9 protein-coding genes are annotated in these 11,343 nt (G+C 65.7%); 1 reads left to right on the top strand and 8 read right to left on the bottom strand.

The features are described 5' to 3' along the window. Positions 1-13: 13 nt before the first annotated feature. The 8 genes from ACIPG5_RS13000 to ACIPG5_RS12965 form a co-directional block, all read right to left on the bottom strand. Positions 14-1,162 carry an efflux RND transporter periplasmic adaptor subunit gene (locus ACIPG5_RS13000; RefSeq protein WP_401375433.1) on the bottom strand — a complete coding sequence of 383 codons (1,149 nt, stop codon included), beginning with the start codon at positions 1,160-1,162 and terminating at the stop codon, positions 14-16. A gap of 175 nt (positions 1,163-1,337) precedes the next feature. Next, positions 1,338-2,435, bottom strand: a complete 1,098-nt coding sequence (locus ACIPG5_RS12995) for a DUF1513 domain-containing protein (RefSeq protein WP_286913195.1) — start codon at positions 2,433-2,435, stop codon at positions 1,338-1,340. 2 nt (positions 2,436-2,437) lie between these two features. Beyond that, positions 2,438-3,502, bottom strand: coding sequence for an imelysin family protein (locus ACIPG5_RS12990; protein ID WP_401375429.1), 1,065 nt, complete (start codon positions 3,500-3,502; stop codon positions 2,438-2,440). A 19-nt stretch (positions 3,503-3,521) separates the two neighbouring features. Continuing rightward, positions 3,522-4,949, bottom strand: a complete 1,428-nt coding sequence (locus ACIPG5_RS12985) for a di-heme oxidoredictase family protein (protein ID WP_314617874.1) — start codon at positions 4,947-4,949, stop codon at positions 3,522-3,524. Positions 4,950-5,151: 202 nt separating this feature from the next. After that, entirely contained in the window at positions 5,152-6,489 is a 1,338-nt protein-coding gene (locus ACIPG5_RS12980; RefSeq protein ID WP_176511906.1) for an imelysin family protein, read from the bottom strand. 159 nt (positions 6,490-6,648) lie between these two features. Then, positions 6,649-8,700, bottom strand: coding sequence for a bifunctional diguanylate cyclase/phosphodiesterase (locus ACIPG5_RS12975; RefSeq protein WP_176511905.1), 2,052 nt, complete (start codon positions 8,698-8,700; stop codon positions 6,649-6,651). Positions 8,701-8,957: 257 nt separating this feature from the next. Next, positions 8,958-9,554 carry a superoxide dismutase gene (locus ACIPG5_RS12970; RefSeq protein ID WP_054899300.1) on the bottom strand — a complete coding sequence of 199 codons (597 nt, stop codon included), beginning with the start codon at positions 9,552-9,554 and terminating at the stop codon, positions 8,958-8,960. Between the two features lie 193 nt (positions 9,555-9,747). Further along, complete coding sequence (locus ACIPG5_RS12965) at positions 9,748-10,347, bottom strand: LysE/ArgO family amino acid transporter (protein WP_176511903.1); 600 nt, start codon at positions 10,345-10,347, stop codon at positions 9,748-9,750. 89 nt (positions 10,348-10,436) lie between these two features. On the opposite strand from ACIPG5_RS12965, the gene ACIPG5_RS12960 reads away from it, so the two are divergent. Continuing rightward, the gene (locus ACIPG5_RS12960; protein WP_176511902.1) at positions 10,437-11,327 is read left to right on the top strand and encodes a LysR family transcriptional regulator ArgP; all 891 of its coding nucleotides are present in this window, start codon (positions 10,437-10,439) and stop codon (positions 11,325-11,327) included. Positions 11,328-11,343: the final 16 nt, after the last annotated feature.

Genomic DNA, 11,343 nt, shown 5'->3' with positions numbered 1-11,343 from the left:
GCCTGCCTCCTGGTCAGTCCGCGCGCGGGGAGCCCTGCTGGGGCTTGAGCGCATTGTCCTGGCCGATGCGGATGGCCGCGCCGGGGGTGAGTTTGAGCTGCCCGGCGGTCACCACCTGCTCGCCGGCCTTGAGCCCCTTGCTGACCACCACCACGCCATCGCGGCGCTCGCCGGTCTGCACGGTGCGTTGTTCGGCAATGAGCTGGGCGTGGCCCTGGTCGTCCGTCAGCGCTTTGCCGTCCTTGTCCTGCTTGGGCGTGGCGACATACACCGAGTTGCCATACAGGGTGTAGGTGATGGCGCTTTCCGGCACCACCACTTGCGGGCGCGGGTCGGGCAGCAGCACCAGCAGGTTGGCGAACATGCCCGGCAGCAGCTTGCCGTCGGGGTTGGCCATGGTCGCGCGGACCAGCAGGTTGCGGGTGCTTTCCTCGACCTTGGGGTTGATCGCGCTGAGGCTGGCGGCGAAGGTCTGGCCCGGATACGCGGCCACCTGCACTTGCACCTGCTGGCCAAGGCTCAGCTGCGGCAGGGCCTGCTCCGGCACGTTGAAATCGACATACAGGCTGGACAGGTCCTGCAAGGTGGCGATCACCGCGCCCGCCGCCAGGTAGTCGCCGACATCCACCTGGCGGATGCCGATGGTGCCGCTGAACGGGGCACTGATGCTCTTCTTGGTCTTCGATGCCTTGAGCTGGTCGACCACGGCCTGGTTGCGCCGGTACTGGGCGGTGAGGCGGTCGTACTCGCCGCGCGAGATGGCCGAGTCGCCAACCAGCTGGCTGCCGCGGCCGAAGTCGACCTTGGCCAGGCCCAGGTCGGCCTGGGCGGTGCCGAGCAAGGCGCTTTCCTGGTCGTCGTTGAGCTGCAGCAGCAACTGCCCGGCCTTGACCTTCTGCCCGGAGTCGAAGTGCAACGACTTGACGATCCCTTCGACCTCCAGGCTCAGCTCGACGCCTTGCAGGGCCTTGAGGCTGCCGACGGCGGGCAGGCGTTCCTGCCACTGGCGTTCTTCAGCCAGGGCCGCGGCCACGGTGATGGGTGGCCTCGGGGCGCTGAACATCTGGATCTGCTGGTAGATCGAGAATGCCTTGTAGCCCCCCAGGGCCAGCACGATCAGCACGACGACGGCCAACATGATGAGCATGCGGCGGCGCAGCATAAGTCCGGTTCCTTGGATACGTGATTGTTATTCGTGGTGGCACGACAACGGGCGATCCTGCCCACGTGTGGATGGGGGAAGTATTGACTGTTTTTGCCAGGATGGGAGATGTATTGGCTGTAAGGGCGCTATCGCCGGCTTGCCGGCGATAGGGCCCGTTCAGGCAGCCAACGGGTCAGGCCAGGTGCAGGTGGTTGTCCCAGAACCCGGAAGGCAGGTTCATCGGTTGCCCGATCAATTCGGCCTTGCGGCAATCATAGAAGCGGCAGCGCCCCTGCCCGGAAGTGACCACGAAACCATCCTTCACCGCGCCCACGCCGGCGCAGTCCGGCATCGGTGCATCGAGCTTCACCGCGCCGCTGTCCAGGTCCCAGATGAACAGCCGGTTGGCCCGCGGTGCGGTCAGCGCCACCAGGCGCAGGTCGCTGTGCAGGGCCACGCTGGCGGTGTACTGGGCCATCGACTGCAGTTGCCGCTCCGCCACCGGGAAGGCCTTGAACGGCTCGCCCGGGCGCTTGATCGCCAGCAGCTCGGCGGTTTCGTCGGCATCGCCCATGAACTGCTGGCAGGCCACCACGGTACCGTCGCTGCCCACCGCCAGGTGGCGCACGCTGTTCATCTGCTGGGCCAGGGTTTCCTTGCTCAGCAGGGTGCCGTCGCGCTGCATCAGCACCAGGCTTGGCTGCATGGCGTCAAGGTTCATCTCGACCCGGCTTTCGGCCTCGGTGCGGATGCCACCGTTGGCCACCACCAGGGTTTCGCCGTCGGGCAGCCAGGCCACTTCGTGGGGGCCGATGCCGTGGGTCGGGATCTCGCCGGTGTGCACCAGGCGCTCGCCCTCGAAGCGGTACACGCCCAATACGCCCCGGCCAGGGTCGGTGGTGTCGTTCTCGGTGGCGTACAGCCATTCACCGCCGCTGTGGATCACCGCATGGCCATAGAAGTGCCGGTTCGGCTGCGAGGTGATGGTCTGCAGCAGGCGCCCGTCACGCAGGTCGACCAGGTAGCTTTCGGTACCGGGGCGGCGTGCGACGAACAGGGCGATCGGCAGGCTCGGGTGGTTGATGATGGCATGGCAACGCTGGGCCACCTGGGTGCTGAACACCTGGCTGCCGTCCAGGCGGAACCCGACCGCGTAATGCTTGCCGTCGCCATCGTCACGCGCCGACAGCAGCAGGGGTTCGCTGCCTTTGTTGCGAAACAGGCTCCAGCCACCCAGGGTCAGGGCGCTGAGCAATACGCTACCGAGTTTGATTGCCTGGCGTCGCAGCATGGTCAGTCACCGTCGTTGGCATTGAAGCCCAGTTGGATGTTCAGCGCCTTGGCCAGGTCGCCCTCATGCAGGCGGTGCACGGTGTTCAGCGCGTCGTAGATCTGGTTCAGGCTCTGTTGCCCGGCGTCGTCGGCCAGCAGCTCGCCCAGCGACTTCTGGTTGTCGGCCAACAGCTTGAGGGCGCTAGCGTAGGCGTCGTCGATTTTTTGCGCCAGGGCTTTCTGATCGCTGCCCAGCAGGCCGCGCAGGCCCTGGTTGTCGACGCCGACCCAGACCGCCTGGGCGGCCTTGAGGCTGGCTTCCAGGCTCTTGAGCGAGGAGTGGCTGCGCCAGGCTTCGGCCTGCAGCGGCTGCGGGATGCCCTTGCTCTGGCGGCCCATCGGCGCGCCGAGTTTCTTCTTCAGGGTGTCCAGGGCGGTGACCTGGGCACGCAGCAGGTCGGCGATCGCTTCGTGGGAATCGGCGTAGCGCTGGTTGGGGAACTTGGTCATCTGCGAGAGCATGCCGTCGGTGCTGTTCCAGCTCTTGAGGATGTCTTCGGCCAGTGCCTTCTGGTGCTCACCGATGGCCACCAGCAGCGGGCAGTAGCGGGCCTTCTGCTCGGCGGTGGCGATGTCCGGCTTGCTGTCGAAGAGGATGTACTCGTAGGCCGAGAGGCCGCGCACGACCACGCTGGCCTTGCCCAGGGCGGTGGCGTCGACCGGCTTGTCGCCATTGACCAGCTGCTCGACCTGGCGGCCGACCAGGTTCTTTTTGTCGGGCCAGAACTGCACTTGCCAGGCACGGTTGCCTTCGGCCAGCGGGCCGACCAGCAAGGGCTGCAGCTCGGCCCAGGCTTTCTGAGCGTTGAGGAAGTCGGCGCGCGCGGTTTCCAGGCTGGCCTTGCCTTCGCAGTAGGCCAGGGCGCTGCTGGCCAGCTGGCGGTCGGCTTCGACCCAGCGGCTGTAGGTCGGCAGGATCACCTGCTTGGCGATGGCGGCGGAAGTCACGGCCTGCGGGTCCTGGGGCGAGCAGGCACCGAGAGCGAGTGCGGCGAGGCTGGTGAACAACAGTTTGGGTCGGAACATGCCCGGCTCCTTGCGCGTTTTAAAGTGAGTTCAGGAACGCCAGCAGCGCGGCGCGCTGCTCGGCATTGAAGGTCAATACATGGTCGCGCGCCGCCTGGGCTTCGCCGCCGTGCCAGAGCACGGCTTCGAGCAGGTCGCGGGCGCGGCCGTCATGCAGATACTGGGTGTGGCCACTGACCGCCTGGGTCAGGCCGATGCCCCACAGCGGTGGCGTGCGCCAGTCCTGGCCGTTGGCGGCGAATTCGGTGCGCTCGTCGGCCAGGCCCGGGCCCATGTCGTGCAGCAGCAGGTCGCTGTAGGGGCGGATCACCTGCCCGGCCAGCTCGGGCTCGGCGGCATCGCGGGCGGTGGTGAACTGCGGGGTGTGGCAGCCCTGGCAGCCGGCCTGGAAGAACAGGTTCTTGCCCGCCAGCACCTGCGGCGCACCCACGTCGCGCCGGGCCGGCACGCCGAGGTTGCGGGTGTAGAAGGTGACCAGGCGCAGGATGTTGTCGCTGACTTCCTTTTCGTCACCTGCACCGTCGCCGTTGGGCGCCGCCAGGCAGGCAGCCTGGGCCGGGGTGCAGTCGTCCTTGGGTTGCAGGGTGCTGGTCAGGCCCATGTCGCCGGCAAAGGCGTGCACGTTCTGCTGGTTGACGTTGGGCTGCCCGGCCTTCCAGCCGAAGCGGCCGACCACGGTCTTGCCCTGGGCGTCGTCCCACACCCGGTTGGCGCGGCCACGAATGCCGTCGCGGTTGCGGTCATCGGGGTCTTCGTTGGCCAGGATGTCGGCTTCGGGGATGGCTTCGAGCAGGCCCAGGCCGATCATCGGCGGCGCCACGCGGGCCGAGAAACGGGTGTCGGGGTGCATCGGGCCGTAGCCGAGCTGGGTGATCTGCAAGGTCGGGCGGCGCAGTTCGACCGGGTGGCCGTCCTTGAAGGCCACGGTTTGCGTGGTGTAGGTCACCCGCACCTTGCCCTCGGGCGCAACGCCTGGGATGGCCATGTCCTGCAGCTGGGTGCCGTAGACCGGCTCGGGGACCACGCCCAGGCGTTCGATTTCCTTGGCCAGGTACGGCTGGTCAGGGATCGACAGGCGCACCAGCATCGACACCGCGTTGCTGTCGCCGGGCTCGGGCGGGTGGCCGCGGCCATCACGCACATGGCAGTTCTGGCAGGCGTTGGTGTTGAACAGTGGGCCGAGGCCGTCGCGCGCGGTGGTGGTGGAGGGCGCGATCACCCAAGGGCTGCGAAAGAAACTGTTGCCCACGGCAAAGTCCAGGCGCCGCTCGGGCGACAGGTTGGCCGAGGGCAGGGAAAAGGCATTGCGGTCGCTGCGCTGCACGGTCGCCTGGCCACCGGACAACGCTTCGCCGGGCTCGGCCTGGGTGAAACGCGGTGCGTCGTCACAGGCGGCGAGGGCGAGGGTCAGCAGCAAGGGGGAAAGTCGGGACAGCGACGAGGACATGCAAAATCCTGGGCGTGGACGAAAAACCGGCGTGCAAGCTTAGCAGGCTGGCGATATTTGAATAAGAGCAATTTGCAATTACCTGGGTGAAAAGGTTGTGAAAATGCCAGCATTTTCATGGCCTTCTTCGGCCTTTTCGCGGGGCCGGCACAGAAAAAAGGCGGCCCGAAGGCCGCCTCTTTCACAACCACAACCGCCCGAATCAGAATTCGTGGTCGGCGGTATCCGGGTTCAGGTTGGCAATGCCCAGCTTGCCTGCCGCCTGCTCGATGGCACCGGTCTGCTTGACCAGCGAGGCGATGGCGTCGCGCACGATCTGGTTGCCGGCCGCGTTGTCGGCGGCGATCAGCTGGTCGTAGTGCTCGCCCTTGAGGGCGTGGTCGACGATCACCTGGATCTTCGCCTCGGTGTTTTCCAGGTCGGCCTTCAGGGTAGCGTCGGTTGCAGGATCGGCCTTGGCCACCAGCGACGACAGGCTCGGGCCGGTCATCTTGCTGCCGTCGACACGGGTGTACTCGCCCAGGTAGACGTTGCGGATGCCCTTGGCGTCGTAGAAGTGCGAGTAGTGGGTGTTGTCGCTGAAGCAGTCCTGCTCGTCTTCCGGCGAGTTGGCTTCCAGCGAAACTTTCATGCGCTCGCCGGCCAGTTCGCCCAGCGACAGGCTGCCCATGCCGAACAGCATCTTGCGCAGGCCGTCGGCCACAGGCTCGGCTTCCAGGGTGGCGCGGTAGTTGTCGGCGACGTTCGGTGCCCAGTTGCCGACCATCTCTTCGAGGTCCTTGACCAGCAGGTCAGTCACCGCCTTCAGGTAGGCGCGGCGACGGTCGTTGTGGCCGCCGGTGGCGCCTTGGCCTTCGAGGTAGTCGGACGCTGGGCGGTTGCCCGCGCCTGGGCCGGTGCCGTTGAGGTCCTGGCCCCAGAGCAGGAATTCGATGGCGTGGTAGCCGGTGGCGACGTTGGCTTCGGAGCCGCCCAGCTCGTTGAGGCTGGCCAGTTTCTCCGGGGTGATGTCCTTGACGTCGACCTTCTCTTCGCCGACCTGGATCTCGGTGTTGGCGATGATGTTGGCGCTGGCAGCCGGGTTGCCCAGGGCGTGCTCGTAGCTCTGGTCGACGTAGTCGATCAGGCCTTCGTCCAGGGGCCAGGCGTTCACCTGGCCTTCCCAGTCGTCGATGATGGTGTTGCCGAAGCGGAACGCCTCGCTCTGCAGGTACGGTACGCGTGCGGCGGCCCAGGCAGCCTTGGCGGCTTTGAGGGTGTCGTCGTTGGGCTTGGCGAGGAAGGCGTCGATGGCGCTCTGCAGGGTCTTGGCGGTGCTCAGCGAGTCGCTGTACACGGCGTAGACCATGTCGGTGTAATGCTTGACCACGGCCTTGCCGGCCGCTTCGTCGACAGCCCCAGGCGCCGCGGCGGTGGTGCTGGCGGCAGCAGGTGCCTGAGCTTGCGGGGCGGCGGCCTTGTCATCCTTGCCTTCGCCGCAACCGGCGAGGGCGATGGCGATGGCCAGCAGACTGGCGGAAGCCAGAGGCATACGAATCATTATTGGTTTTCCTGCGTCGTGTGGTTGGACCAAGGGTTATGCCGTGCGCCGTGGCACGCGAAACCGCAACATCATGCGAAAGATTTGCATTTGCTGTAAAGGGGCCAGACGCGCAATTCATGTAAATGCGCGTCATGGCTTGTAAGCGGCAGGGCAGGGTTACAGCGCCGACACCTGGTTGCGCTGCGCCTGCTTGAGAAAATGCGTCAGCTCGCGCGCCGACAGCGGCTTGCTGTAGTGGTAGCCCTGACCCTCGTGGCAACCCTGGGCGATGATGTAGCTTTCCTGCTCGGCGGTTTCCACGCCCTCGGCGATCACCTGCATGCCCAGGCTCTTGCCCAGCTGGATGATGGCGCGAACGATGGTGGCGTCGTCATCGTCGTCGAGCAGGTCCTGGACGAAGCTCTTGTCGATCTTGATCTTGTCCAGCGGCAGCGATTTGAGGTAGCTCAGCGACGAGTAGCCGGTGCCGAAGTCGTCGATGGCGATCATCGCCCCCGAGCGGCGCAGGCTCAACAGGTGCTGGGCGGCGGTGCTGATGTCTTCCATCAGGCCGGTTTCGGTCACTTCCAGCTCCAGGCTGCGGGTGGGCAGGCGGTAGGCCTGCAGCAGGTTGTTGACCACCCGTGGCAGCTCGTTGTGGTGCAGTTGCACGGTGGACAGGTTGACCGCCATGCGCAGTTCGCTGAAGCCCAGGTCGTGCCATTCGCGCAGCTGCCGGCAGGCCTGGTCGAGCACCCATTCGCCGATGCTGATGATGCTGCCGTTCTGCTCGGCCAGCGGGATGAACTGGTCGGGCGGGACCATGCCCAGCTCCGGGTGCTGCCAGCGCAGCAGCGCCTCGACCCCGACCACGCGATGGTCGCGGTAGCTGATCTGCGGTTGGTAGACGAGGTACAGCTGGTTGCGCGGCAAGGCCTCGCGCAGGTCCTTTTCCAGCTCGCGGCGCCGGCGCATTTCGCTGTCGACGCTGGCGATGTAGAACTGGTAGCGGTTGCGCGAGCGCGCCTTGGCCAGGGTCATGGTCTGCTCGGCCTTTTGCAGCAGCTTTTCGGTGCTGTCGCCATCTTCGGGGAACAGGGTGATGCCGATGGTGGCGCGCAGGCGGATCTGCTGGTGGTCGAGGCCGAACGGCGCCTCGAGATCGTCGAGGATGCTCTGCGCCAGCTCCGCCGCTTCGTAGGGCTGTTCGATGTTGGCCTGCACCAGCGCGAACTGGTCGCCGCCCAGCCGTGCCAGGGCGCCCAGCCGGCCGCTGTGGGCCCGCAGGCGGTCGGCCAGGGCCAGCAGCAACTGGTCGCCCACCTGGTAGCTGAACTGCTCGTTGATGCCCTTGAAATCGTCCAGGCCAACGCACAGCACGGCCACGCGGTGCTGCAGGCGGCCGGCGTCGGCGAGGATCTTGTCGAGCTGCTCCTGCAGTTGCTGGCGGTTGGGCAGGCCGGTGAGGAAGTCGTACTGGGCCATGCGCTGCAGGCTGTTCTCGGCCTCGTGGCGCAGGTGGGTGTTGCGTTCGATCGAGGCCAGCAGCTGGTTGGCGGTATTGACCCAGATACCCAGCTCGTTCTTCTCGTGGCCCTTTAGCAGCGGGATCTGGTGCTGGCTGGGGCGGTCGGGGTTGATCTGGGTAAGGTGCTCGATGATCTTGGACAGCGGTTTGGTCAGCAGCCAGTGGTACACCAGGTACAGCACCAGGCCCATGGCCAGGGCGCGCAGCACGCCGGAGATGAAGATGATGATGGCGTTGACCAGGAAGTCTTCACCGTAGGCGGCGGTGTCGAGGGTGATGCTCAGGTCGCCGTAGTACTCGCTGTAGGGGCCGCGGCCGACCAGCTGGATGGTGTAGGTGCGTTCCTGGCCGAGGATCAGGTCGGTCAGCCAGCGCATGGACATGTCCTGCAGCGGGCGTGATTTTTCCGCAAGCATGGTTTCGTTGGGGTGGCCGATGGAGGCCTGGCGTACCGATTCGTCCTGGAACAGGCCTTCCATCACCTGCATGCCCATTTCCCGGTCGAGGCTGTACACCGCCTGGGTAGAGGGGTCGCGGAACATGTCGAGGATGCGCTGGGCGTCATTGTTGACGGCCTGGCGGGTCTTGTAGGTGTCGTAGACGATCTGCGCGCAACTGAGCACGACACCGACCGCCAGCGCCGAAAGGAGCACGACCCTGAGCAACTTGACCGACAAGCTGTTGCGCAATTCCAGCTTCAATGGGGTTTCCTTAATCCATGCCAGTGGCATCATTTTGCCATCAACGTCGGCAATACACTATCGGCCGCGCGGCTCTCCTGAGCAGTGTATCGGTTGCCTGACCGTGCAACTTGAGAACGCCGTGGCGAATGTCCAGACGTTTGATGTTAGCGTGCTATGCGGGGGGAGCAAGAGCGCTGGGCAAACTGCCGCTGCCAACTTCCAAGCCATAAAAAAACCCGGCGCAAGGCCGGGTTTTTCGATCAAGGCTGAACGCATCAGGCCTTGAAGGTTTTGCCTTCGAACTGCTCGGCAACGAACTTCCAGTTGACCAGGTTCCAGAACGCCTCGACGTACTTGGGACGCAGGTTGCGGTAGTCGATGTAGTAGGCGTGTTCCCAGACGTCGCAGGTCAGCAGCGGGGTGTCGCCGCTGGTCAGCGGGCAGCCGGCGCCGATGGTGCTGGCCAGGGCCAGGGAACCGTCGGCTTTCTTCACCAGCCAGCCCCAGCCGGAACCGAAGGTGCCAACCGAAGTCTTGGTGAACTCTTCCTTGAACTTGTCGAAGGAACCGAACGCAGCGTTGATGGCGTCAGCCAGGGCACCGGTCGGCTGGCCACCGGCGTTTGGCGCCAGGCAGTTCCAGTAGAAGGTGTGGTTCCAGACTTGAGCGGCGTTGTTGAAGATGCCGCCCGAAGAGGTCTTGACGATCTCTTCCAGGGTCTTGCCTTCGAACTCGGTGCCTGGGACCAGGTTGTTCAGGTTCACGACATAGGTGTTGTGGTGCTTGTCGTGGTGATACTCCAGGGTTTCCTTGGAGATGTGCGGCTGCAGAGCATCGTGGGCGTATGGCAGCGGCGGCAATTCAAAAGCCATGGTGGATCTCCTGATTCAGGTCTAGTTCGCGGTTTGCGCAAGGCCGATCACGGGCGGCCCTAGGTGCGTCGGCGAGTTTGTACTCTTTGCGACGCAAGGGCTGGATCATAGCACCAGCCCCGGCGCATAACCACGCAACAAAGATAGGGAATAGAGGTTCCAGAGCGCTTGGCGAACGCCGACGGGTGGCAGCTCAGGTGAAGATCAGCTGCGCGGCAACGGCGAACATCATCACTGCCACCATCAGGTCGAGCATGCGCCAGGTGGCCGGGCGGGCCAGCCATGGCGCCAGCCACGCAGCCCCTAATGCCAGGGTGGTGAACCACAGCGCCGAGGCACTGGCGGCACCGGCCACATAGGCGCCAGGCACGGTTTGCTGGGCGCCGAGCGAGCCGATCAGCAGCACCGTGTCCAGGTACACATGGGGGTTGAGCAGGGTCACCGCCAAGGCGCTGAGCAGCACCGCGCGGCGCGAGCGCACGCCCTGGCCTTGCTGGTGCTGCAGGCTCTGTTTGGAGCAGGCGCTGCGCAGCGCCTTGGCGCCGTACCAGATCAGGAACACCGCGCCGCCCCAGCGGGCGATGGCCAGCAGCGTCGGGTTGTGCGCCAGCACCGTGGCCAGGCCGAATACCCCGGCCGCCACCAGCAGGGCATCACAAACGATGCACAGCAAGGCCACCGGCAGGTGGTGTTCACGCCGCAGGCTCTGGGCGAGGACGAAGGCGTTCTGCGCGCCGATGGCCATGATCAGGCCGAAGGCCACCAACATGCCGTTCAAATAGCTTTGCCACATGGCAGGTACTCCAAAGAAGATGTGGCCATTGTGCGGATCGGCGCTGTATAAGAAAAACAAATAACGCTGATCCGTCATTAGGAAAATCGATGTTCGACTACAAGCTGCTGGCCGCCCTCGCGGCGGTGATCGAGCAAGGCGGTTTCGAGCGCGCCGCGCAGGTGCTGGGGCTGTCGCAATCGGCTATCTCGCAGCGCATCAAGCTGCTCGAGGCGCGGGTCGGCCAACCGGTGCTGGTGCGCGCCGCGCCGCCGAGCCCGACCGAGGTGGGCCGCCAGCTGCTCAACCATGTGCAGCAGGTGCGCCTGCTGGAGCGCGACCTGCAGCGCCAGGTGCCGGCCCTGGACGAGGAGGGCATGCCCGAGCGCCTGCGCATCGCCCTCAACGCCGACAGCCTGGCCACCTGGTGGGCCGGTGCGGTGGGCGTGTTCTGCGCCGAGCATCATCTGTTGACCGACCTGGTGGTGGAAGACCAGGAGGTCGGCCTCAAGCGCATGCGCGCGGGCGATGTGGCGGCCTGCCTGTGCGGCAGCGAGCGGCCGGTGGCCGGGGCACGCAGCCTGCCGCTGGGGGCCATGCGCTATCGGGCGCTGGCAAGCCCAGGGTTCATGGCGCGCTACTTCCCCAGGGGCTTCGAGGTGCAGCGCCTGGCGCGCACCCCGGCCATCGTCTATGGCCCGGACGATTTCCTGCAGCACCGTTACCTGGCGTCGCTGGGGATACAGGACGGTTTCTTGCACCACCTGTGCCCCTCGTCCGAAGGCTTCCTGCGCATGACCGAGGCGGGCCTGGGCTGGGGCCTGGTGCCCGAGTTGCAGGCCCGCGAGCAGCTGGCGAACGGGCAGTTGGTGGAAATCTGCGCCGATACTCCCATCGACGTGCCGTTGTACTGGCATCATTGGCGCAACGGCGGGCAACTGCTCGCGCAACTGACCGAGCACCTGCGGCACACGGCACGGCATTGGCTGGTGCCCTTGTAGCCGCGGTCGGCGTCTG

It is taken from the genome of Pseudomonas sp. NPDC087029 (assembly GCF_044745345.1).
Lineage (GTDB): Bacteria > Pseudomonadota > Gammaproteobacteria > Pseudomonadales > Pseudomonadaceae > Aquipseudomonas > Aquipseudomonas faucium.
This window is presented reverse-complemented; position numbering and strand designations above follow the sequence as displayed.

What these genes read in the sequence shown, in the direction of transcription:
- ACIPG5_RS13000 (WP_401375433.1), bottom strand. Translation starts at nt 1,162, where the DNA reads ATGCTGCGCCGCCGCATGCTCATCATGTTGGCCGTCGTCGTGCTGATC.
- ACIPG5_RS12995 (WP_286913195.1), bottom strand. Translation starts at nt 2,435, where the DNA reads ATGCTGCGACGCCAGGCAATCAAACTCGGTAGCGTATTGCTCAGCGCC.
- ACIPG5_RS12990 (WP_401375429.1), bottom strand. Translation starts at nt 3,502, where the DNA reads ATGTTCCGACCCAAACTGTTGTTCACCAGCCTCGCCGCACTCGCTCTC.
- ACIPG5_RS12985 (WP_314617874.1), bottom strand. Translation starts at nt 4,949, where the DNA reads ATGTCCTCGTCGCTGTCCCGACTTTCCCCCTTGCTGCTGACCCTCGCC.
- ACIPG5_RS12980 (WP_176511906.1), bottom strand. Translation starts at nt 6,489, where the DNA reads ATGATTCGTATGCCTCTGGCTTCCGCCAGTCTGCTGGCCATCGCCATC.
- ACIPG5_RS12970 (WP_054899300.1), bottom strand. Translation starts at nt 9,554, where the DNA reads ATGGCTTTTGAATTGCCGCCGCTGCCATACGCCCACGATGCTCTGCAG.
- ACIPG5_RS12965 (WP_176511903.1), bottom strand. Translation starts at nt 10,347, where the DNA reads ATGTGGCAAAGCTATTTGAACGGCATGTTGGTGGCCTTCGGCCTGATC.
- ACIPG5_RS12960 (WP_176511902.1), top strand. Translation starts at nt 10,437, where the DNA reads ATGTTCGACTACAAGCTGCTGGCCGCCCTCGCGGCGGTGATCGAGCAA.